20 protein-coding genes and 1 riboswitch are annotated in these 22,059 nt (G+C 54.4%); of the genes, 6 read left to right on the top strand and 14 right to left on the bottom strand.

Features of this window, described 5'->3' with window-relative positions:
* Nucleotides 1–2: 2 nt before the first annotated feature.
* From mraY to leuO, 11 genes are all read right to left on the bottom strand, one after another.
* The gene (gene mraY, locus L383_RS01780) at nucleotides 3–1,085 is read right to left on the bottom strand and encodes a phospho-N-acetylmuramoyl-pentapeptide-transferase (RefSeq protein WP_008501985.1); all 1,083 of its coding nucleotides are present in this window, start codon (nucleotides 1,083–1,085) and stop codon (nucleotides 3–5) included.
* On the bottom strand, nucleotides 1,079–2,437 hold the full coding sequence (murF, locus tag L383_RS01785; protein WP_023332081.1) for a UDP-N-acetylmuramoyl-tripeptide--D-alanyl-D-alanine ligase: 1,359 nt from the start codon (nucleotides 2,435–2,437) through the stop codon (nucleotides 1,079–1,081). The genes mraY and murF overlap by 7 nt, the downstream gene beginning before the upstream one ends.
* Nucleotides 2,434–3,921 (bottom strand): UDP-N-acetylmuramoyl-L-alanyl-D-glutamate--2,6-diaminopimelate ligase, encoded by a 1,488-nt coding sequence (gene murE, locus L383_RS01790; RefSeq protein WP_023332080.1) that lies wholly within the window; start codon nucleotides 3,919–3,921, stop codon nucleotides 2,434–2,436. The genes murF and murE overlap by 4 nt, the downstream gene beginning before the upstream one ends.
* Nucleotides 3,908–5,674, bottom strand: a complete 1,767-nt coding sequence (locus L383_RS01795; RefSeq protein ID WP_014882539.1) for a peptidoglycan glycosyltransferase FtsI — start codon at nucleotides 5,672–5,674, stop codon at nucleotides 3,908–3,910. The genes murE and L383_RS01795 overlap by 14 nt, the downstream gene beginning before the upstream one ends.
* Before the next feature lie 15 nt (nucleotides 5,675–5,689).
* A complete protein-coding gene (gene ftsL, locus L383_RS01800; protein ID WP_014068894.1) occupies nucleotides 5,690–6,055 on the bottom strand; it encodes a cell division protein FtsL in 366 nt (121 codons plus the stop codon).
* Complete coding sequence (gene rsmH / locus L383_RS01805; protein ID WP_014882538.1) at nucleotides 6,052–6,993, bottom strand: 16S rRNA (cytosine(1402)-N(4))-methyltransferase RsmH; 942 nt, start codon at nucleotides 6,991–6,993, stop codon at nucleotides 6,052–6,054. Before rsmH ends, ftsL begins: the two co-directional genes overlap by 4 nt.
* Nucleotides 6,994–6,995: 2 nt before the next feature.
* Nucleotides 6,996–7,454 (bottom strand): division/cell wall cluster transcriptional repressor MraZ, encoded by a 459-nt coding sequence (gene mraZ, locus L383_RS01810; RefSeq protein ID WP_014882537.1) that lies wholly within the window; start codon nucleotides 7,452–7,454, stop codon nucleotides 6,996–6,998.
* Between the two features lie 598 nt (nucleotides 7,455–8,052).
* Nucleotides 8,053–9,060: a catabolite repressor/activator gene (gene cra, locus L383_RS01815; RefSeq protein WP_014168621.1), complete on the bottom strand. Its 1,008-nt coding sequence runs from the start codon at nucleotides 9,058–9,060 to the stop codon at nucleotides 8,053–8,055.
* Nucleotides 9,061–9,239: 179 nt separating this feature from the next.
* On the bottom strand, nucleotides 9,240–9,731 hold the full coding sequence (gene ilvN, locus L383_RS01820) for an acetolactate synthase small subunit (RefSeq protein ID WP_014882536.1): 492 nt from the start codon (nucleotides 9,729–9,731) through the stop codon (nucleotides 9,240–9,242).
* Nucleotide 9,732: 1 nt separating this feature from the next.
* Nucleotides 9,733–11,457, bottom strand: a complete 1,725-nt coding sequence (ilvI, locus tag L383_RS01825) for an acetolactate synthase 3 large subunit (protein WP_023332078.1) — start codon at nucleotides 11,455–11,457, stop codon at nucleotides 9,733–9,735.
* A gap of 379 nt (nucleotides 11,458–11,836) precedes the next feature.
* Nucleotides 11,837–12,781, bottom strand: coding sequence for a transcriptional regulator LeuO (gene leuO, locus L383_RS01830; protein WP_032629721.1), 945 nt, complete (start codon nucleotides 12,779–12,781; stop codon nucleotides 11,837–11,839).
* 615 nt (nucleotides 12,782–13,396) lie between these two features.
* Between leuO and leuL the strand changes: the two genes are divergently transcribed.
* The 5 genes from leuL (at nucleotide 13,397) to leuD (ending at nucleotide 18,256) form a co-directional block, all read left to right on the top strand.
* A complete protein-coding gene (gene leuL / locus L383_RS26595; RefSeq protein ID WP_099458923.1) occupies nucleotides 13,397–13,483 on the top strand; it encodes a leu operon leader peptide in 87 nt (28 codons plus the stop codon).
* A 91-nt stretch (nucleotides 13,484–13,574) separates the two neighbouring features.
* Entirely contained in the window at nucleotides 13,575–15,146 is a 1,572-nt protein-coding gene (gene leuA / locus L383_RS01835; RefSeq protein ID WP_014882534.1) for a 2-isopropylmalate synthase, read from the top strand.
* Nucleotides 15,146–16,237, top strand: coding sequence for a 3-isopropylmalate dehydrogenase (leuB, locus tag L383_RS01840; RefSeq protein ID WP_014882533.1), 1,092 nt, complete (start codon nucleotides 15,146–15,148; stop codon nucleotides 16,235–16,237). Before leuA ends, leuB begins: the two co-directional genes overlap by 1 nt.
* A gap of 2 nt (nucleotides 16,238–16,239) precedes the next feature.
* On the top strand, nucleotides 16,240–17,640 hold the full coding sequence (gene leuC, locus L383_RS01845) for a 3-isopropylmalate dehydratase large subunit (RefSeq protein WP_023332076.1): 1,401 nt from the start codon (nucleotides 16,240–16,242) through the stop codon (nucleotides 17,638–17,640).
* A 10-nt stretch (nucleotides 17,641–17,650) separates the two neighbouring features.
* Nucleotides 17,651–18,256, top strand: coding sequence for a 3-isopropylmalate dehydratase small subunit (gene leuD / locus L383_RS01850; RefSeq protein ID WP_014882531.1), 606 nt, complete (start codon nucleotides 17,651–17,653; stop codon nucleotides 18,254–18,256).
* Nucleotides 18,257–18,348: 92 nt separating this feature from the next.
* On the opposite strand, the gene L383_RS01855 is transcribed toward leuD, so the two are convergent.
* The 3 genes from L383_RS01855 to sgrT all read right to left on the bottom strand — a co-directional run bounded on the left by L383_RS01855 (nucleotide 18,349) and on the right by sgrT (nucleotide 20,170).
* A complete protein-coding gene (locus tag L383_RS01855; protein WP_010427008.1) occupies nucleotides 18,349–18,501 on the bottom strand; it encodes a Hok/Gef family protein in 153 nt (50 codons plus the stop codon).
* A gap of 217 nt (nucleotides 18,502–18,718) precedes the next feature.
* Nucleotides 18,719–19,897, bottom strand: coding sequence for a sugar efflux transporter (locus L383_RS01860; protein ID WP_023332075.1), 1,179 nt, complete (start codon nucleotides 19,895–19,897; stop codon nucleotides 18,719–18,721).
* 120 nt (nucleotides 19,898–20,017) lie between these two features.
* Nucleotides 20,018–20,170, bottom strand: a complete 153-nt coding sequence (sgrT, locus tag L383_RS01865; protein WP_014882529.1) for a glucose uptake inhibitor SgrT — start codon at nucleotides 20,168–20,170, stop codon at nucleotides 20,018–20,020.
* A gap of 88 nt (nucleotides 20,171–20,258) precedes the next feature.
* On the opposite strand from sgrT, the gene sgrR reads away from it, so the two are divergent.
* On the top strand, nucleotides 20,259–21,914 hold the full coding sequence (sgrR, locus tag L383_RS01870; protein ID WP_014882528.1) for an HTH-type transcriptional regulator SgrR: 1,656 nt from the start codon (nucleotides 20,259–20,261) through the stop codon (nucleotides 21,912–21,914).
* Between the two features lie 36 nt (nucleotides 21,915–21,950).
* A riboswitch (TPP riboswitch) is annotated at nucleotides 21,951–22,051 on the top strand.
* Nucleotides 22,052–22,059: the final 8 nt, after the last annotated feature.

The raw sequence follows: 22,059 nt of genomic DNA, 5'->3' as shown, positions 1-22,059 counted from the left end.
GATTAACGTACCTTCAGCGTTGCCAGGCCAATCAGCACCAGCATCAGCGAAATAATCCAGAAGCGCACAATCACGCGCGGCTCCGGCCAGCCTTTCAGTTCATAGTGGTGGTGAATCGGCGCCATACGGAAGATGCGCTGACCGCGCAGCTTAAAGGAGCCGACCTGCAAAATCACCGACAGGGTCTCGACCACAAACACACCGCCCATGATCACCAGCAGGAACTCCTGACGCAGCAGCACGGCGATGATGCCCAGCGCGCCGCCCAGCGCCAGAGAACCGACGTCGCCCATAAAGACCTGCGCCGGATAGGTGTTGAACCACAGGAAGCCCAGCCCCGCGCCGACAATCGCCGTACAGACGATCACCAGTTCACCCGCGTGTCGCAGATAAGGGATGTGCAGGTAGTTAGCAAAGTTCATGTTACCGGTCGCCCACGCCACCAGTGCAAAACCGGCCGCCACAAAGACGGTTGGCATAATGGCCAGACCATCCAGGCCATCGGTCAGGTTGACGGCGTTGCCGGTTCCGACGATCACAAAGTAGGCCAGCAGGATATAGAACAGCCCCAGCTGCGGCATGACGTCTTTAAAGAACGGCACCACCAGCTCGGTCGCGGGCGTGTCTTTTCCTGCCAGATAGAGCGCGAAGGCCACACCAAGCGCGATCACCGACATCCAGAAGTACTTCCAGCGGGCAATCAGGCCTTTAGTATCTTTGCGAACGACTTTGCGGTAATCATCCACAAAACCAATGATCCCATAGCCCACCAGCACGGTAAGCACGCACCAGACGTATGGGTTAGACGGATACGCCCACAGCAGCACGGAGACAACGATCGCAGTCAGGATCATAATCCCGCCCATGGTCGGCGTACCGCGTTTACTGAAGTGCGACTCAGGACCGTCGTTACGCACCACCTGGCCGAAAGAGAGTTTTTGCAGACGGGCAATCATGCGCGGGCCCATCCACAATGAGATGAACAGCGCAGTCAGCAGGCTGACGATGGCACGAAACGTCAGATAGGAAAAGACGTTAAAGCCTGAATAATATTTGACCAAATGTTCGGCCAGCCAAACTAACATGTCCCGTTCTCCTGTAATGCGTGCACAACCTCTTCCATGGCGGCACTACGTGAACCTTTCACTAACACAGTCACAATTTGTTTTTCTGTAATCAACGCCTTCAGGCGCTCAATCAACGCAGCTTTATCGGCAAAATGTTCGCCAACGCCGCTGGCACGGCTAATCGCCTCGCTCAGTTTTCCTGCGCTCAGCACACAGTCCAGCCCTGACGCTTTCGCCGCTTCCCCGACCTGGATATGACAGGCTTCGCTTTCGTCGCCCAGCTCGGCCATATCGCCAACCACCATGACGCGGTAACCCGGCATTTCAGATAACACCTGCACCGCCGCCGTCATTGAGCCAACGTTCGCGTTATAAGAGTCATCCAGCAGCAGCTTGTTTTCCGCAAGCGGGATCGGGAACAGGCGTCCCGGCACGGCTTTTAACGTTGCCAGCCCGGTTTTAATCGCCTCATGCGACGCGCCCACGGCCGTCGACAACGCCGCAGCCGCAAGCGCATTGGCGATGTTATGGCGACCCGGCAGCGGTAACAGCACGTCTACGTCACCCGTTGGGGTCGTGAGCGTGAACTCTGTACCGTGCGACGTCACATGAATATTGGTCGCGGTAAAATCACTGTTGGGCGCATTCGGCGAGAAGCGCCAGGTTTTACGCGAGCCAATGATGTTCTGCCAGTTCAGCCAGTCGTTGTTGTCGGCATTGAGAATGGCAATACCGTCAGCGGGCAGACCGGTGTAGATCTCGCCTTTCGCTTTCGCCACGCCTTCCAGCGAGCCAAAGCCTTCCAGATGTGCCGCCGCCAGGTTATTCACCAGCGCCGCTTCCGGGCGCGTCAGGCTCACGGTCCAGGCGATTTCCCCCTGGTGGTTTGCCCCTAGCTCGATCACCGCAAATTCGTGCTCGTTGGTCAGGCGAAGTAATGTCATCGGCACGCCGATGTCATTATTGAGGTTGCCCGCGGTATAAAGTGTATTGCCGCACTGGCTGAGGATCGCCGCCGTCATCTCTTTCACTGACGTTTTGCCTGATGATCCGGTTAGCGCGACAACGCGAGCTGGCACCTGCTGACGAACCCAGGCGGCCAGTTCACCGAAGGCGAGACGCGTATCTTTCACTACAATTTGCGGCAGTTCGATATCGAGTTTACGGCTGACCAGCAGCGCGCCTGCGCCGTTTTCTTTAGCCTGCCCGGCAAAATCATGCGCGTCAAAACGCTCGCCTTTCAGCGCCACAAACAGACAACCCGCGGTCACTTTGCGGGTGTCGGTGGTTACCGCGTCAATGGTCAGATCTGGACCCAACAGTTCGCCGTGCAGTACCGCAGCGGCCCGGCTTAAGGTGATGCTAATCATGCGACGACTCCCAGCAGACGCGCTGCCGTTACGCGGTCGGAGTAGTCCAGACGACGATTGCCAACAATCTGATAATCTTCGTGGCCTTTACCTGCCAGCAGAACCACATCATTTTCTTTGGCCTGCATGATGGTGTTGGTCACGGCTTCTGCACGGCCCTCCACCACGCGGGCGCGACCGGCGTCCAGCATGCCCGCCAGAATGTCGTTGATGATGGCGCGCGGCTCTTCCGTACGCGGGTTGTCATCGGTTACTACCGGAATATCCGCGAACTGTTCCGCAATGGCGCCCATCAGTGGACGTTTGCCTTTATCGCGATCGCCGCCGCAGCCAAAGACGCACCACAGTTTACCGGTACAGTGCAGGCGGGCCGCTTCCAGCGCTTTTTCCAGCGCATCCGGCGTGTGGGCATAATCGACAACCACGGTCGGTTTGCCCGGCGCGCTAAACACTTCCATACGACCGCAAACAGGCTGCAGACGTGCGGAGGTCTTCAGCAGTTCAGCCATCGGGTAGCCCAGCGCCAGCAGCGTCGCCAGTGCCAGCAGCAGATTGCTGACGTTAAAGGCGCCCATCAGGCGACTTTCAATTTCACCTTCGCCCCATGAAGAGGCAAAGCGGATCGTCGCCCCGCTGTCGTGATAGTTAACGTCAACGGCCTTCAGCCAGCGGCCGTGGCAGTTGGGATTGATATGGTCTTCCATCGACACCGCAACCGCGTCTGGCAGCTTCGCAAGCCAGCGGCGACCGACTTCATCATCGGCGTTGATGATGGCTTGTCCGTAATGGTGAGTAGAGAACAGCAGCCATTTCGCGGCTTCGTAATGCTCCATATCACCATGATAATCAAGATGATCGCGACTCAGGTTGGTAAACACAGACGCGGCAAACTTCAGCGCCGCAACGCGATGCTGTACCAGACCGTGCGAAGAAACTTCCATCGCGGCAAAGGTTGCCCCCTGCCCTGCCAGACCGGCAAGAACATGCTGTACGTCAACTGCCGAGCCGGTGGTGTTTTCTGTTGGGCTGACTTTGCCCAGCAGGCCGTTACCCACGGTGCCCATTACCGCGCCAGTTTCAGCCAGCAACTGGGCCCATTGCGCCATCAGCTGCGTGGTGGTGGTTTTTCCGTTCGTGCCCGTCACGCCAACCAGACGCAGCTGGTCGGAAGGTTCGTGATAAAAACGTCCTGCCAGAGCAGAGAGACGTTCATTCAACTGGCTGAGATAGATAACCGGCACACCGTGCATTTCACGGATCTCACCGTCGGTTGCCTCATCTTTGGCCTCAGCAATAATGGCAGCAACACCTTGCGCAATCGCCTGCGGGATATAACGACGCCCGTCCGCCTGATGACCGACCACCGCCACAAAAAGATCGCCAGAAGCCGCAACGCGGCTGTCCAGTACCATCTCTCGCAGTGCTCGCTCCGGTGCATTTGGCACCCACGGAGCGAGAAGGTCGCGCAAATTACGATCTGCCACCTGTACCCTCGCCTTGATTAATTACAAATTCACTTTTTTCGCCCGTCGCCAGCGCATCCGGTTCAATGTTCATGGTACGTAACACGCCGCCCATGATAGCGCCGAATACAGGCGCGGAGACGGCGCCGCCGTAGTATTTACCCGCCTGTGGATCGTTTATGACGACCACCAGCGCAAAACGCGGATTGCTTGCAGGCGCTACGCCTGCGGTATAGGCAATGTATTTGTTGATGTAGCGGCCGTCTGGCCCCACCTTTTTCGCTGTACCGGTTTTAATGGCAATGCGATAGCCTTTGATCGCCGCCTTCACGCCGCCGCCGCCGGGCAGCGCCACGCTTTCCATCATGTGCACAACGGTACGAACGATGGATTCCGGGAAGATACGCTCGCCCGGAACCGGTGGATCAACTTTGGTAATCGACAGCGGGCGATAGACGCCATAGCTGCCAATCGTTGCGTAGACTCGCGCTAACTGTAACGGCGTTACCATTAGCCCATAGCCGAAAGAGAAGGTGGCCCTCTCTATGTCAGACCACCGTTGTTTTTGAGGATATAAGCCACTGCGTTCTCCGACCAACCCCAAATTGGTCGCCTTTCCCAGTCCAAAACGTGAGTAAGTCTCTACTAACGCTGAGGACGGCATCGCTAACGCCAGCTTTGAAACACCGACGTTACTCGACTTCTGTAACACCCCGGTCAGGGTCAATTCGCTGTAGCGCGCCACGTCTTTAATCTCGTGGCCGTTGATACGGTAAGGGATCGTGTTCAGAACCGTGTTTTCATTGACGATGCCGCGCTGAAGCGCCGTCATCACCACCATCGGTTTCACCGTGGAGCCAGGTTCGAACACGTCGGTAATTGCCCGGTTACGCATCGCATCTTTTGCGGTACCGGTAAAGTTATTCGGGTTGTAGGACGGACTGTTAGCCATCGCCAGCACTTCACCGGTGCTGACATCAACCAGCACGGCACTGCCAGACTCCGCTTTGTTGAACGCTACGGCGTTGTTCAGCTCGCGATAAACCAGCGCCTGCAAGCGCTCGTCGATACTCAGTGCCAGGTTGTGTGCCGCCTGGCTGTCCGTAGAGGAAATATCTTCGATGACGCGCCCATAGCGGTCTTTACGCACAATGCGCTCGCCCGGCTGGCCGGTGAGCCACTTATCGAAGCTTTTTTCAACGCCCTCAATCCCTTGGCTATCGACGTTAGTGAAGCCGATGAGGTGAGCGGTTACTTCGCCGGACGGATAATAACGACGGGATTCCTCACGCAGATGTATGCCCGGCAGCTTCAGTTTACGAATGTAGTCCGCCATGTCAGGGTTAACCTGACGCGCCAGATAGATAAAACGCCCTTTCGGGTTGGCGTTAACGCGGGAAGCCAGCTGATCCAGCGGCATTTTCAGGGCATCTGACAGCGCTTTCCAGCGGTTGTCCAGCGTAATGCCACCAGCGTCGTGCAGCTCTTTCGGGTCGGCCCAAATCGCTTTTACCGGCACACTCACGGCCAGCGGGCGACCAGAACGGTCAGTGATCATCCCACGTGATGTCGACACTTCCTGCACACGCAGAGAGCGCATATCCCCCTGACGTACCAGCATGTCAGGGGCGATGATTTGCAACCACGCCACACGTCCCAGCAGGAAACCCAGCGCCAGTAAAATGCAGCCGCAAAGCAACGCAAAACGCCAACTGACAAAGTTGGCCTGTTCTTCCTGACGTTTTGGTTTTAGCGTTTTTGCCGCTGCTTTCATGCGTCGCGTTTTCCCTTATTTTTGTACTACGATATTTTCCTGGGAAGGATCAACATGCTGCAGTTGCAGCTTTTCCGTTGCGATCCGTTCAACCCGGCTGTGATCGCCGAGCGCGTTTTCTTCAAGGATCAGATTTCGCCATTCAATATCCAGCGCATCGCGTTCCAGTACCATCTGCTCGCGTTGCGCAGTCAATAAACGTGTATGGTGGGCTGTGGTGACCACCGTGACTGCCGTAACAATGATGCAAATGAACAGGCAGAGTGGCAGTTTCCCGAACCGCAAAAGATCGTCGCCGATCACGCCAGGCAAGGCATGGCGCTCGTTGCTTCCTAACGATCCCTTAACTTTGCTTAGGGTTTCTGTCACTCTGCTGATCATGCGTTCGTCCTCTCTGCAACTCGCAGCACTGAACTACGGGCGCGTGGATTCTCTGCCACCTCTTCTTCGCCCGGCATCAACTTGCCTAATGCTCGCAACTGACGACCACCCAGCTTCCTGAGTTGTTCTTCCGTCATCGGCAACCCCGCAGGAACCTGAGGACCGCGGCTTTGCTCACGCATAAAGCGCTTCACAATGCGGTCTTCCAGCGAATGGAAGCTGATGATGGATAACCGCCCACCCGGGGCCAGTACGTCGAGCGAGCTTTTTAGCGCCAGCTCTATTTCCTCCAGTTCACTGTTTACCCAGATGCGCACCGCCTGGAAGGTACGGGTCGCGGGATGTTTGTGCTTATCCTTCACCGGCGTCGCCGCCGCGATCACTTCGGCCAGCTCTTTGGTACGGGTCATGGGCTCAACGCGGTTGCGCTCAACGATGGCGCGCGCAATGCGCTTGCCAAAACGTTCTTCGCCAAAGGTTTTGATCACCCATGCAATATCCGCTTCGTCAGCGGTCTGCAGCCATTCGGCAGCAGACTGGCCGCGCGTCGGGTCCATACGCATATCCAGCGGACCATCACGCATAAAGGAGAAACCGCGTTCAGCATCATCAAGCTGTGGTGAAGAGACGCCAAGATCGAGAAGAATCCCGTCGATCTTGCCCGTCAGGCCGCGCTCGGCAACGTAATCGGCGAGCGCAGAGAAAGGTCCATGCACGATGGAAAAGCGAGGGTCATTGATGGTCTGTGCAACGGCAATCGCCTGCGGATCGCGATCAATTGCCAGCAGACGTCCTTCCTCTCCAAGCTGGGAGAGAATCAAACGCGAGTGACCACCGCGACCAAACGTACCATCAATGTAGATGCCATCCGGACGAATATTCAGGCCGTTCACGGCCTCATCCAGTAACACCGTTTTGTGTTTATAATTTTCCATCATATTTATAGAGACAAGTCCTGCAGCCGTTCCGATAAAGTTGCGGAATCGGACTGCTCAGCGTCGATATCTTCCTTGACCTGTTGATACCAGGTCGTTTCATCCCACAGTTCAAACTTGTTGAACTGCCCGACCAGCATCACTTCTTTAGTCAGACCGGCATGTTGCCGCAGCACAGGCGCAATCAGTAATCGCCCGGCGCTATCCATCTGACACTCACTGGCATGTCCCAATAACAGCCGCTGTACGCGGCGCTCTTGCGGGTTCATGCTCGACAGTCGCGACAGCTTTTGCTCAATAATTTCCCATTCGGGTAAGGGGTAAAGCAGCAGGCAGGGGGAGTTGATGTCAATGGTGCAAACCATTTGACCCGAAGCGTTCTCAATCAGCTGGTCGCGGTATCGGGTTGGCACCGATAAACGCCCTTTGCTGTCGAGATTGACTAACGTAGCTCCACGGAACATGCCAGTCTCACCCCTCCTCACCACTTTAACCCACAAATTCCCACCTAAAGGAGTTTACGGAGCGAGGGAAAAGCTTGTCAAGCCAGGACTCTCCCTATAAGGACCCGAAAGCCCTCTATTTACAGAGATAAACAGACCTGACTAATAACTGAACAACTGGCGAGGCAAAATTAACGTTATGAATATTTGTAAGAAAAAAACCGAATATGCACACTAGCGTTAAAGCTCACTCAATATCATCGCAGATAAATATAAAGTGTCAGTTTGCGACGCGGGCAGCATTTTATGACAGATTCTCAGGGGATAACAGCGCCAGATTCATTCAGACGCGTGGTTAAGGCGGCCGTTGCCACGCTGGCTGGTCAGGGTTCCGGAAAAACGTCTGAATATTCATCGACCGAAGCCGGTTTGTAACAAAATAATACAAAGATAGCGGTTTAAAATCGCTTTCAAGCTCCTTAAAGGGCAGTTTAAAAGCCAAAATGAATTAAGAAAATGAGGAGATTATGATCCTGCAGGAATTATCCTAATTTCATTGCGGGAATTAACTCAGCGAATTATTCCCGCAATAAGGGGCCGTTTTCACCGCCCCGTCATTTCATTTATGGCGGCTAAGAATTCCGCGATGATAGAGATTACGTTTGATACGTGTCAGACCCGGCTTCGGTTTTCTCGGCTCATCCAGGCTCGCCAGAACAATCTCCAGTACGCGTTCAGCCACATCACGGTGACGCTGTGCCACGGCCAGCACCGGACACTGCAGGAAGTCGAGCAGCTCGTTATCCCCGAAAGTGGCAATAGCCAGGTCGGAGGGAAGCTTACCTTCACGGCGCAGGGTCACATCCATCACCCCCTGCAAGAGTGCAAAGGATGTCGTGAACAGCGCCTGGGGCATCGGGTGCGTTTCCAGCCATTTCTCAAAGAGCTGCGCAGCGGCTTCACGTTCATAGCTATTGGCGTAGAGATAGTGAACTTCACGCGGATCGTCTTTCCAGGCGGTTCGGAACCCCTGTTCACGCAGGAAGCTCACTGAAAGTTCAGGCAATGCGCCAAGATAGAGTACCGTTTCAGCAGGGAAGGTTCTCAGCTCCGCGGCAAGCATTTCCGCATCATCCTGGTCGGCACCCACTACGCTAGTGAAATGCTCGCGATCGAGCGCACGATCCAGCGCAACGATAGGGAAAGGATCGTTCGCCCAGCGCTGGTAGAATGGATGCTCTGGCGGTAAGGAGGTCGATACAATGATGGCATCCACCTGGCGCTGGAGCAGATGTTCAATGCAGCGCATCTCGTTGTCCGGCTGATCTTCAGAACAGGCAATCAGCAACTGGTAGCCGCGCTGGCGAGCCTGACGCTCAAGATAGTTGGCGATACGGGTATAGCTGGTATTTTCCAGATCGGGGATCACCAGACCAATCGATCGGGTGCGCCCGGCGCGCAGGCCGGCAGCGACAGCATTCGGATGGTAGTTATGCTCACGAACCACCGCCATAACTTTTTCAACGGTTTTATCGCTGACACGGTACTGCTTTGCTTTACCGTTAATCACATAGCTGGCCGTTGTTCGTGACACGCCGGCTAGCCGGGCGATTTCATCCAGTTTCACAATTGCCCCTTAAAAAAAGAAAAGAGTCCATGGCCCTGTCAAGGTTATGGTTAAATCTTTTAACATCTAAACGCAGAAAAGCCTTCGCGGCAACCGCTTTTATCTGCGTTATTGGCTGATTACGCAAAAAAAAGCCCGGCTTTGGTGACCGGGCAGAAAGAGGCGAACCTTTTTGACAACTAACGCATGATTTTCTCGCCGCGTGACAGACCCACAACGCCCGATCTGGCCACTTCAACAATTTTTGCTACATCCCGCACGGACGCCAGAAAAGCGTCCAGCTTGTCACTGGTCCCGACCAGTTGAACCGTATAAAGAGAAGGCGTGACGTCAATGATCTGCCCGCGGAAAATATCCGCATTGCGTTTGACCTCTTCACGCCCGTAGCCGCTGGCCTGAATTTTTACCAGCATGACCTCACGCTCAACGTAAGCCCCCTGCCCCAGCTCGCTCACGCGCAGGACATCAACCAGTTTATGCAGCTGTTTCTCAATCTGCTCAAGCACTTTGGCATCACCAACGGTCTGAATCGTCATACGCGACAGCGTCGGGTCGTCCGTGGGGGCAACGGTCAGGCTTTCTATGTTATAGCCGCGCTGCGCGAAAAGCCCAATGACGCGCGACAGTGCGCCAGACTCGTTTTCCAGCAATACAGATAATATCCGGCGCATATCAGGTTCTCTCCGTTTTGCTTAACCACATTTCATCCATACCACCGCCGCGAATATGCATCGGATAAACGTGCTCGGTCCCATCAACGATGACATCCATAAAGACGAGGCGGTTGTTTTTAACCTGCTCAAGCGCTTGTGCGAGCGACGATTCCAGCAAAGCGGGATCGGTCACCCGCATCCCCACGTGGCCATAAGCTTCAGCAAGACGAACAAAATCCGGCAGCGACTGCATGTATGACTGAGAGTGACGGCCAGAGTAGATCATATCCTGCCACTGCTTCACCATACCGAGATAGCCGTTGTTGAGGTTAAGCACCAGTACCGGCAACTCATATTGCAGCGCGGTGGAAAGTTCCTGAATGTTCATCTGGATACTGCCGTCCCCGGTCACGCAGACGACGGTTTCATTTGGCAGTGCCAGCTTCACGCCCAGCGCGGCAGGCAAACCAAACCCCATCGTTCCTAACCCCCCCGAATTGATCCAGTGACGCGGTTTATCAAAGGGATAATAGAGGGCGGCGAACATTTGATGCTGACCCACGTCTGAAGTGACATAGGCGTCGCCTTTCGTCAGTCGCCAGACCGCTTCAATCACGGCCTGAGGCTTAATATGCTCACTTTGAGTGTCATATTTCAGACACTGGCGCGCGCGCCACTGCTCAATTTGCAGCCACCAGTCGCGGATCTCATCCAGCGGTTGAGTCGTGCTCTCCTGGGTCAGCAGATCCAGCATTTGCTCCAGTACCTGCCGGGCATCGCCGACGATAGGCACATCAGCTGACACCGTTTTTGAAATCGACGTGGGGTCGATATCAATGTGCAACACCGTGGCGTTCGGGCAATACTTCGCCAGATTGTTGGTCGTACGATCGTCAAAGCGCACGCCGACGGCAAAGATCACATCGGAATAATGCATCGTCATGTTGGCTTCATAGGTACCGTGCATACCCAGCATGCCCAGCGCCTGACGGTGGGTGGCGGGAAACGCCCCGAGTCCCATCAGCGACGACGCAACAGGAAGATTGAGCTTTTCGATCAGTTCACGAAGCTGTGGCTCACACGCAGAATTGATTGCCCCACCGCCGACATAGACCACCGGTTTTTTAGCGGTCAATAGCGTCTGCAGTGCACGTTTGATCTGGCCTTTGTGGCCCTGCGTGGTGGGGTTGTAAGAACGCATGCTTACCGATTCCGGCCAGACATAAGGCAGCTTGTTTGCCGGATTCAGGATATCTTTAGGCAGATCGACCACCACCGGTCCCGGACGTCCGCTTGCCGCCAGCCAGAATGCTTTTTTCAGCACGCCAGGAATGTCTTCGGTTTGCTTGACCAGGAAGCTGTGCTTCACAACGGGACGCGATATCCCGACCATGTCGCACTCCTGAAATGCGTCGTAGCCAATCAGTGAGGTTGCCACCTGCCCGGAGAGGATCACCAGAGGAATAGAGTCCATGTACGCGGTCGCAATGCCGGTAATAGCGTTTGTCGCGCCGGGGCCCGACGTGACTAACACCACGCCCACTTCCCCCGTCGCACGCGCCAGGCCATCAGCCATATGCACCGCCGCCTGTTCATGACGTACAAGGATATGGTCAATGCCGCCTACCGTATGCAGTGCATCATAAATATCAAGGACCGCGCCGCCAGGATAGCCGAACACTTGTTTCACGCCCTGATCGATAAGCGATCGGACGACCATTTCCGCGCCAGACAACATCTCCATGCTTTGCCTCCAGGCATTTTGTTATAGACGGACCGCCGAATTCATTTCTGCACCGTCTTGCGATCGGGATGAACCCGTCTTCTATTAGCTGAGTGATACTTACCTTAACCGCTCGTTATGAGGCAGGCAATTAGCAAACCCGGAGAGCGAAGAGGCGGTTAAAGCAGAAAAAACAGACATTGCCAGAGGATATGGTTAATTCATCTGTAATTAGAGGAGGAGATGATAAATCATCGCTGAAAAGCGCAATGATTCAGGAAATCATCTATTTTTACAGGTCTGGCAACCGTCAGAAAAGATCCAGAACAGAATAAAATAGTAGTTAACAAAACAAAACCAGGATAAACCACATGCAAAGATGCAATTTATCCTGACCTGATTAACGGCGGCAGATGCTGATAAGTAATTCTTCCATCCACTGATGCCCTTTGTCCCGCCCTGCAGCTTCATGCCAGGAGAGATAACAGGTACGGCTATTAAGCTTAAGCGGCAGAGGCAAAATTTGCAGATTTAACGCGTCAGAGAACTCTTCCGCCAGCCAGCGCGGGGCAATAGCCACCAGCTGCGTCTGGGAAACGACGTTTAATACGCTGACCATAGCCATTCCTTGATATGCCACGCTCGCCTGTTTATCTGCTGTGTCGTACCACGGCAGACTAAATGAGGCATATCTGTCGAGCGCAACCACGGCATGTTGTTCGCTATAAACATCACTTTCACGTAGCGGAGCATTCAGTCGTGGATGTTTTTTACTGGCAACCAATACCATTTCATCTTTAAACAACGGCACGCACGAAAATTCAGGGCGACGGAACTCTTCGTATCCCAGAACAAATTCGGTTTCCTGGTAACGTAACTGGTGTTCTGTGTTTTGATTTAAGGATGATTTGAACACCAGATTAATATTTGGCGCAATCTCTTCAACCTTATTATAAATAATAGATGTCAGATAATTATCTAACGGGCTGCAGACGCAGAGATGGAATACGCGTTCACTGCTTAGCGGTTCAAAACCCGAGCCCGGCAGCTCATTTTGCACCAGTTGCAGAGCCTGGCGAATAGAGCCGAAGAGCTGGAATGCCCGCGCAGTAGGCTGAATCCCTCGTCCGTAGCGAACGAATAATTCGTCGTTGAACATCACCTTAAGCCTGGCAACGGCATTACTCACGGCAGGTTGTGACATCCCCAACGCTTGCGCCGCCCGGGTGATATTCTGCTCCTGCATGACAGCATCAAACACCGTCAGTAGATTAAGATCCACCGTGCGTAGCTGGGGTTTAATCCCATCTGTAACTTGAGGTTGTTTAATATTATTTTCTGACACTTCTGACTCCACTGTCACGCTACACAGCACGTCCTTCGCCGACGCATTGTAATAATCCCGAAAAATATGATTTACCATGCCAATACGTCCAACAAAAGAGAATTGTTTAAAAATCGGAATATATAAAGATCACGCGATAAGACACAAATAAAAACCGGCATAACAGATATATTTGACTTTATAGTTAGAATGAAACCATAAACCAAGTCAATATACAATGGTCATCTGGTTAAGGATGACTTAAGTATAATTAAACTGTTATCGACTTTGCGTATACTTACGTTAATAATCTGTTATTCCCATTCATTCAAGGCCAGAGAGAAAGAATGCCTATGTGAATGGTAAATCAATGATATTAAATGCTTTAAAAAGAAAACATCCACGACGAAAAATACATATTTCAAAATACCTGCTAAATGTACTTATTTCTGCAAATGTTTTTTGAGTCCAATTTTAGACAATTCATATAGCCCGAAAAGCAAAATCCAGCACAATAAGCTAAAGCCTATAACCTGTCTGTTCAGTCTGTCGGAACCGTTTTTACCGTCAGGGGTTGACATGAACAGCCGTATCCAGTACCACTAAAAGTATATTGAATTTAACGGAGCACGATTCATGACACGCACCCATCGTTTCACCGGTCTACTACTACTAAACGCATCTTCTGTGCGCGGTAGACTGGCGGGCGAAATTCAGCGTTGAATCGTCACCAGTAAGACTAAAAACCCGCGCCACTGCGCGGGTTTTTTTATGCTCGTAGCAAGGCGCCCTAAGACTGACAAGGACCTAACCCATGAGCCAGCAAGTCATTATTTTCGATACTACTTTACGTGACGGTGAACAGGCATTACAGGCAAGCCTGAGTGTAAAAGAGAAACTGCAGATTGCGCTGGCTCTCGAGCGAATGGGCGTCGACGTCATGGAGGTGGGGTTCCCGGTCTCTTCTCCGGGTGATTTCGAATCCGTACAGACCATTGCGCGCACCATTAAAAATAGCCGCGTCTGTGGCCTGGCACGCTGTGTAGAGAAAGACATCGACGTTGCGGCCGAGTCGCTGAAAGTGGCCGAAGCCTTCCGTATTCACACCTTCATTGCTACCTCGCCAATGCATATCGCAACCAAATTGCGCAGCACGCTGGATGAGGTGATTGAACGCGCGGTGTATATGGTTAAGCGCGCACGTAACTATACCGATGACGTTGAATTCTCTTGCGAAGACGCGGGCCGTACGCCAATCGAAGACCTGGCGCGCGTTGTGGAAGCCGCCATCAACGCGGGCGCGAAAACCATCAACATCCCGGACACCGTCGGCTACACCATGCCGTTTGAGTTCTCTAACATCATCACCGGCCTGTATGACCGCGTACCGAATATTGATAAAGCAATTATCTCCGTCCACACCCACGATGATTTAGGGCTGGCGGTGGGCAATGCCATCGCCGCTGTCCACGCCGGTGCGCGCCAGGTAGAAGGCGCGATGAACGGTATCGGTGAACGCGCGGGCAACTGTTCGCTGGAAGAAGTGATCATGGCGATCAAAGTGCGCAAAGACATCATGAACGTGCACACCCGCATCAATCACAACGAAATCTGGCGCACCAGCCAGACCGTCAGCCAGATTTGCAACATGCCGATCCCGGCCAACAAAGCGATTGTCGGCACGGGCGCGTTCGCGCATTCCTCTGGTATCCACCAGGACGGCGTACTGAAAAACCGCGAAAACTACGAAATCATGACCCCGGAATCTATCGGTCTGAACCAGGTGCAGTTGAACCTGACCTCCCGTTCCGGCCGCGCCGCGGTGAAACACCGTATGGAAGAGATGGGTTATCAGGACAGCGATTACAACATGGATCAGCTGTACGACGCATTCCTGAAGCTGGCCGACAAAAAAGGTCAGGTGTTCGACTATGACCTGGAAGCGCTGGCCTTTATTAACAAACAGCAGGAAGAGCCAGAGCACTTCCGTCTGGATTACTTCAACGTGCAGTCTGGCTCCAGCGACATCGCCACCGCCTCGGTAAAACTGGCCTGTGGTGACGAGATTAAAGCCGAAGCGGCAAACGGTAACGGCCCTGTCGACGCCATCTATCAGGCAATCAACCGCGTCACCGAGTACGACGTTGAGCTGGTGAAATATGACCTGACGGCGAAAGGGCATGGTAAAGACGCTTTAGGCCAGGTGGATATCGTCGTCAATTACAACGGTCGCCGTTTCCACGGAGTGGGTCTGGCGACGGATATTGTCGAATCCTCCGCGAAAGCAATGGTGCATGTCCTGAACAACATCTGGCGCGCCGCTGAAGTCGAAAAAGAGTTGCAACGCAAAGCTCAGAATAAAGAGAACAACAAGGAAACCGTGTAATGTCGAAGAATTACCATATTGCTGTGTTGCCGGGTGACGGTATTGGCCCGGAAGTGATGGCACAGGCGCTGAAAGTACTGGAAGCCGTTCGCTCGCGTTTTGCGATGAAAATCACCACCAGCCATTACGACGTGGGCGGTATTGCCATTGATAACCACGGTACGCCGCTGCCAAAAGCCACCGTCGAAGGCTGCGAAAATGCCGACGCCGTGCTGTTTGGCTCCGTCGGCGGCCCAAAATGGGAACACCTGCCGCCGGCTGAGCAGCCAGAGCGCGGCGCGCTGCTGCCGCTGCGTAAACACTTTAAGCTGTTCAGCAACCTGCGTCCGGCGAAGCTCTATCAGGGGCTGGAAGAATTCTGCCCGCTGCGCGCGGATATCGCCGCTAACGGTTTCGATATTCTCTGCGTACGCGAGCTGACCGGCGGAATTTACTTCGGTCAGCCAAAGGGCCGCGAAGGCAGCGGCCAGCATGAAAAAGCATTCGATACCGAGGTATATCACCGTTTCGAAATTGAACGTATCGCCCATATCGCCTTTGAGTCGGCGCGTAAACGCCGTCATAAAGTGACCTCCATTGATAAAGCAAACGTGCTGCAGTCGTCCATTTTGTGGCGTGAGATCGTCAGCGAAGTCGCGAAGCAGTATCCGGACGTTGAGCTGTCGCATATGTACATTGATAACGCGACCATGCAGCTGATTAAGGATCCCTCCCAGTTTGACGTGCTGCTCTGCTCTAACCTGTTCGGCGATATCCTGTCTGACGAGTGCGCGATGATCACCGGCTCCATGGGGATGTTGCCATCCGCCAGCCTGAATGAAGAAGGCTTCGGGCTGTACGAACCTGCCGGGGGCTCCGCACCGGATATCGCAGGCAAAAACATCGCCAACCCGATTGCACAGATCCTCTCCCTGGCTCTGCTGCTGCGATACAGCCTTGATGCAGGTGATGCAGCAACCGCAATTGAAAACGCCATTAACCGGGCGTTAGAAGAAGGCGTCCGTACCGGTGATTTAGCACGCGGCACGGCAGCAGTCAGTACTGATGAAATGGGCGACATCATTGCCCGCTATGTCGCTGAAGGGGTGTAATCATGGCCAAAACCTTATATGAAAAGTTGTTTGATGCACACGTTGTCTACGAAGCACCAAACGAAACCCCACTGCTGTATATCGACCGTCATCTGGTACACGAAGTGACCTCCCCGCAGGCATTTGACGGCCTGCGTGCGCACAAGCGTCCCGTGCGTCAGCCGGGAAAAACCTTCGCGACGATGGATCATAACGTTTCCACTCAGACCAAAGACATCAATGCGTCGGGTGAGATGGCTCGTATCCAGATGCAGGAACTGATTAAGAACTGCAACGAATTTGGCGTGGAGTTGTACGATCTGAACCACCCTTATCAGGGCATCGTCCACGTGATGGGGCCGGAGCAAGGGATTACCCTGCCGGGCATGACCATCGTCTGCGGTGACTCTCATACCGCAACGCACGGCGCGTTTGGCGCGCTGGCGTTTGGTATCGGTACGTCTGAAGTGGAACACGTTCTGGCGACGCAGACCCTGAAACAGGGCCGCGCCAAAACCATGAAGATTGAAGTGAAAGGTAAAGCCGCACCGGGGATCACGGCGAAAGACATCGTGCTGGCTATCATCGGCAAAACCGGCAGCGCAGGCGGTACCGGTCACGTAGTGGAATTTTGCGGCGACGCTATTCAGGCGCTGAGCATGGAAGGTCGGATGACCCTGTGCAATATGGCCATTGAGATGGGCGCCAAAGCAGGCCTGGTGGCACCAGACGAAACGACCTTCAACTATGTGAAAGGTCGTCTGCACGCGCCAAAAGGCCAGGATTTTGACGATGCGGTCGCGTACTGGAAAACCCTGAAAACCGACGACGGGGCAACCTTTGACACCGTTGTCACGCTGCAGGCAGAAGAGATTGCGCCTCAGGTGACCTGGGGCACCAACCCGGGTCAGGTGATTTCCGTTAACGACAGCATTCCTGACCCGGCCTCCTTTGCCGATCCGGTCGAGCGTGCCAGTGCGGAGAAAGCGCTGGCCTATATGGGACTGGAGCCCGGTGTGCCGTTGACCGACGTGACCATTGATAAAGTCTTCATTGGATCCTGTACCAACTCCCGTATCGAAGATTTACGTGCTGCTGCAGAGATTGCTAAAGGCCGCAAAGTTGCGCCGGGCGTGCAGGCGCTGGTGGTTCCCGGTTCCGGTCCGGTGAAGGCTCAGGCAGAAGCGGAAGGGCTGGATAAGATCTTTATCGAAGCAGGTTTTGAGTGGCGTTTGCCGGGATGCTCCATGTGTCTGGCCATGAACAACGACCGTCTGAATCCAGGCGAACGTTGTGCTTCCACCAGCAACCGTAACTTTGAAGGCCGTCAGGGCCGCGGTGGGCGTACCCATCTGGTCAGCCCGGCAATGGCCGCCGCTGCAGCCGTTACCGGCCATTTCGCCGACATTCGCAGCCTGAAATAAGGAGACAATCATGGCAGAGAAATTTACCCAACACACAGGCCGGGTTGTCCCCCTGGATGCCGCTAACGTCGATACTGACGCCATCATTCCTAAGCAGTTTTTGCAGAAAGTGACCCGCACCGGTTTTGGTGCACACCTGTTCAACGACTGGCGTTTCCTGGATGACAAAGGCGAAGTGCCTAATCCAGAATTTGTTCTGAACTTCCCGGAATACACAGGCGCGTCCATTCTGCTGGCGCGGGAAAACTTTGGCTGCGGTTCTTCGCGTGAACATGCTCCCTGGGCGCTCACCGATTACGGCTTTAAGGTGGTTATCGCCCCGAGCTTCGCGGATATCTTCTACGGTAACAGCTTCAACAACCAGTTGCTGCCGGTGACGCTGAGTGACGAACAGGTTGATGAGCTGTTTGCGCTGGTTAAGGCGAATCCGGGCATGGCGTTTGAAGTGGATCTGGAAGCGGAAGTGGTTAAAGCGGGTGAGAAGACCTACAGCTTCAGCATTGATGCATTCCGCCGTCACTGCATGCTGAACGGTCTGGACAGTATTGGTCTGACGCTCCAGCACGAAGACGCCATCTCAGCGTACGAGAAAAAACAGCCTGCGTTTATGGGCTAAAGGCAATGGCCCGCGAAAAGCGGGCCATTGATAAGGGTGCGTTGAGGCTCAACCACTCTGGAGAGGCGGGGAAACCTTCCCCGCCAATACCGCTAACGTTTTGCTTCGTAAGCCAACACTGCTGCCAGCTCTGTTTTCTCCTGTCTGAAATGCAATTCACATAGCGAATCACGCACCATCCAGGTGAAGATCAACAGCGTCGTACAGATCAGAAACAAACCTAACAGCAGAGTACGTTTTGGCATTCCAGCCTCCTTATTGCTTTTCGGCAATGAAGAGACTAACCTCGCAATGTGGGTTGTGAAGTTGGTCTCCCCATCAGTTTTATTGATGTGGGACTCTCCACTGTTTGCCTCTTGCGAAAGCCTGAGGCAAACAGCCTCAAGCACCCGCCACGCACTCTATGCGCCTTCCCTTCATCTGTCAGAAAGTCGTTTCATTTCGTGAAGCCGCCTTCCAGAATCAAACATCCTTAACCCGGCATGTCAGCCCAAGCGTGATGACCGAAATCGCGGCAATCATCCAGTAAACCGAGGCATGTCCGTAGCTCTGCGCCAGCGCTCCCTGAATCACCCCCGCCAGAATGACGCCTGTCGAAATGCTGTTGGTGAAAAGCGTGGTCGCCGAGCCAGCGCGTCCCGGCATTAAGTCCTGGAACCAGAGCATGCCGATCCCGGCCACGATCCCGATGAATATGGCATTGAACAGCTGCAGCGCCAGCAGTGCTTCGCGCGAATGGAAGAAGATCAGCCCAAGATAGAACAACACCCCGGCGGCAACCGCAACCACCATCATTTTGCGTTTACCGAAGCGCTTTACGTAATACCCTGCAAGAATCATCGCCGGAATCTCCAGCCCGGCAGCCGTTCCCATTAAGATCCCGGCGAGCTTGTCCGGCAGACCGAGATCGCTGCTGATCCACAGTGGCATATCAATGATGTACATGGTATTGCAGGTCCACATCAGCGTGGAGGCGATAAACAACATACGGACGTTTTTGTCCTGCCAGCCGCTCACTTGCGTAATCGGCTTATCCGTCGTCTGTTCGACGCGCGCCACAGACGGCAGCACGAAGGCAATCAACGCCAGGCTGATGGCAAAAATGGCCGCGGCAATGGCGAACATGGCGGTAAAACCGTAGTTCAACGCCAGCATGAAGGCCAGCGGCGGGCCGATGACCCATGCAAGTGAAAGCTGAGCACGCATCACCGAGCTGAACATCACCACTTCCCGCGCGGAGTTATCTGCGTATTCTCGGGCCAGGGCGAAAAGCTGCGGCATGGCGGTATTCGCCAGCGATGCCAGCAGGACACCGCAGGTAATGAGCGTCAGGTAATGGCGATTGAACGCAAAGAGTAGCGCGTTGCCCACGGCCATGGCGCAGCAAAAGAGGATCAGCTTGCGGCGATCGCCCTGGCTGTCCGATCGTTTCGCCAGCGCGAGGCTGACCAGGATCCCGGCAATGGCGTTAACGGTGTAAAACAGGCCGACCCAAAACGGCTGCGCCCCCACCTCGCGGCTGAGGAACAGGCTCAACGTCGGCGCCTGCAACGCCCCCGCCACGCCCATCATAAAGGCTACCAGCATAAAAGCGGCATATACGCCATTCAGGCGGCGCCCCATCGTCATCAACCACAGCATACGCAAGTCCTTGTGAAAGCGAATCGAAATTGGGTGAAAGAATAAACGAAAAAAGCCAGCAAAAACATTTTGCTGGCGGGTGATAAACACCAATACTCAGTCACACATGATCGAGGCGAGTTAGCGGGAAGAGGTCGGTTTCGTAACGTCCCACTGCATCAGTTCTTCTAACATTTTCAGCCGCTGCTCTGCACACCGGCGGGCCAGCCAGGACGCTCCTTTTGTCGCTGAAAAGTACTGCTGATAAAACTGACGTGCGGTAGACCTCTTCATAATTTACCTCCTCACTTCATCGGGGAGAATTATTGGCCTAATATAGGGATAAATAAATTGCTGGTTTTTTGTCAGGAGTTCCCCTTTTATGCCTTCTGGTCGTCTGCAACAACAATTTATCCGCCTCTGGCAGTGCTGCGAGGGGCAATCGCAGGAGACCACGCTCAACGAGCTGGCTGACCTGCTCAACTGTTCGCGCCGTCATATGCGCACGCTGCTTAACACCATGCAGCAGCAGGGCTGGTTAAGCTGGGAAGCGGAGGCAGGACGCGGGAAGCGCTCACGTTTGACCTTTCTCTATACCGGTCTGGCGTTGCAGCAGCAGCGCGCGGAGGATCTGCTGGAGCAGGATCGCATCGACCAGCTGGTGCAGCTGGTGGGCGACAAAGCCGCCGTGCGCCAGATGCTGGTCTCACATCTTGGACGTAGCTTTCGTCAGGGCCGCCACATTCTGCGGGTGCTCTACTACCGTCCGATGAAAAATCTGTTACCCGGCACGGCGTTACGGCGTTCTGAAACCCACATGGCCCGGCAGATTTTCAGCGGCCTGACGCGGATAAATGAGGAAAATGGGGAACTGGAAGCGGATATCGCGCATCACTGGCAGCAACTTTCCCCGTGCCACTGGCGCTTCTTCTTACGCCCCGGCATCCACTTTCACCACGGTCGCGAGCTGGACATGCGCGACGTCATCGCCTCTCTGGAACGTGCCCGCAAGCTACCGCTTTATTCACACATTTCCCGCGTTCATTCCCCGACGGCATGGACGCTGGATATTGAGCTGTCGCAGCAGGACAAATGGCTTCCCTGGCTGCTGGGCTATGTGCCGTCGATGATTTTGCCCGCCGAGTGGGAGTCGCTGAACAATTTCGCCAGCCTGCCGATTGGCACCGGCCCCTACTCCGTGTCCCGCAATAACAACAACCAGCTGAAAATTCGCGCGTTTGATGACTACTTTGGCTATCGGGCACTGATCGACGAAGTGAACGTCTGGGTATTACCGGATCTCAATGAAGATCTCAGCTGCGGGCTGACGCTGGAAGGCCCCACCACGGGAGAAAAAGCGGTGGAGAGTCGTCTGGAGGAGGGATGCTACTACCTGCTGTTTGATAGCCGCACCCACCGCGGGGCAAACCAGGCCGTTCGTCAGTGGGTCAGCCACGTGCTGTCCCCCTCCAATCTGATCTACCATGCGGAAGAGCAGTACCAGACATACTGGTTCCCGGCGTACGGCCTGCTTCCGCGCTGGCACCACGCCCGCCCGGCGCACTGCGACAAACCTGCCGGGCTGGAGTCCATCACCCTGACCTACTACCGCGAGCACGTGGAGCATCGTTTTATCGCCGGAATCATGGCCAGGCTGCTGGCAGCCGAAGGCGTGACGCTGGAGATCAGAGAAGTGGACTATGACGAATGGCACCGAGGGGAGATCGTCAGTGATATCTGGCTAAACAGCGCCAACTTCACCCTGCCGCTCGATTTCTCGCTCTTTTCTCATCTGTATGAGATCCCGCTGATCCAGCACTGTATCAACCGTGACTGGCAGCAGGACGCTGCCCAGTGGCGCGCTGGCGACATGAATCTTGCCGTGTGGTGCCAGCAATTGCTGGCTGAACAGGCGATTGTACCTCTGATACACCACTGGCTGATGATCCAGGGTCAACGCAGTATGCGCGGTCTGCGGATGAACACCCTGGGCTGGTTTGATTTCAAATCAGCCTGGTTTGCGCCGCCGGAGCCATAACGCTTTCGTAATATTCACCAAATCATTACAATAGCGCCGTTCTCAACGGGGTGCTGCATCACAGATGTGCGCTGAGATAATACCCGTCGAACCTGATCCGGATAACGCCGGCGAAGGGATTTGAGGCTGTCTCTCAAAATCCTTT

The organism is Enterobacter sp. MGH 37 (assembly GCF_000534515.1).
In the GTDB taxonomy this organism is placed as follows: domain Bacteria; phylum Pseudomonadota; class Gammaproteobacteria; order Enterobacterales; family Enterobacteriaceae; genus Enterobacter; species Enterobacter kobei.
The sequence above is the reverse complement of the archived record's forward strand: the minus strand, read 5'-3'. Positions and strand labels throughout refer to the sequence as shown.

Bases quoted from the DNA above. Each gene is read 5' to 3' on its own strand.
- mraY (WP_008501985.1), bottom strand. From the start codon at position 1,085: ATGTTAGTTTGGCTGGCCGAACATTTGGTCAAATATTATTCAGGCTTT.
- murF (WP_023332081.1), bottom strand. From the start codon at position 2,437: ATGATTAGCATCACCTTAAGCCGGGCCGCTGCGGTACTGCACGGCGAA.
- L383_RS01795 (WP_014882539.1), bottom strand. From the start codon at position 5,674: ATGAAAGCAGCGGCAAAAACGCTAAAACCAAAACGTCAGGAAGAACAG.
- ftsL (WP_014068894.1), bottom strand. From the start codon at position 6,055: ATGATCAGCAGAGTGACAGAAACCCTAAGCAAAGTTAAGGGATCGTTA.
- rsmH (WP_014882538.1), bottom strand. From the start codon at position 6,993: ATGATGGAAAATTATAAACACAAAACGGTGTTACTGGATGAGGCCGTG.
- mraZ (WP_014882537.1), bottom strand. From the start codon at position 7,454: ATGTTCCGTGGAGCTACGTTAGTCAATCTCGACAGCAAAGGGCGTTTA.
- ilvN (WP_014882536.1), bottom strand. From the start codon at position 9,731: ATGCGCCGGATATTATCTGTATTGCTGGAAAACGAGTCTGGCGCACTG.
- ilvI (WP_023332078.1), bottom strand. From the start codon at position 11,457: ATGGAGATGTTGTCTGGCGCGGAAATGGTCGTCCGATCGCTTATCGAT.
- leuL (WP_099458923.1), top strand. From the start codon at position 13,397: ATGACACGCACCCATCGTTTCACCGGTCTACTACTACTAAACGCATCT.
- leuA (WP_014882534.1), top strand. From the start codon at position 13,575: ATGAGCCAGCAAGTCATTATTTTCGATACTACTTTACGTGACGGTGAA.
- leuB (WP_014882533.1), top strand. From the start codon at position 15,146: ATGTCGAAGAATTACCATATTGCTGTGTTGCCGGGTGACGGTATTGGC.
- leuC (WP_023332076.1), top strand. From the start codon at position 16,240: ATGGCCAAAACCTTATATGAAAAGTTGTTTGATGCACACGTTGTCTAC.
- leuD (WP_014882531.1), top strand. From the start codon at position 17,651: ATGGCAGAGAAATTTACCCAACACACAGGCCGGGTTGTCCCCCTGGAT.
- L383_RS01855 (WP_010427008.1), bottom strand. From the start codon at position 18,501: ATGCCAAAACGTACTCTGCTGTTAGGTTTGTTTCTGATCTGTACGACG.
- L383_RS01860 (WP_023332075.1), bottom strand. From the start codon at position 19,897: ATGCTGTGGTTGATGACGATGGGGCGCCGCCTGAATGGCGTATATGCC.
- sgrT (WP_014882529.1), bottom strand. From the start codon at position 20,170: ATGAAGAGGTCTACCGCACGTCAGTTTTATCAGCAGTACTTTTCAGCG.
- sgrR (WP_014882528.1), top strand. From the start codon at position 20,259: ATGCCTTCTGGTCGTCTGCAACAACAATTTATCCGCCTCTGGCAGTGC.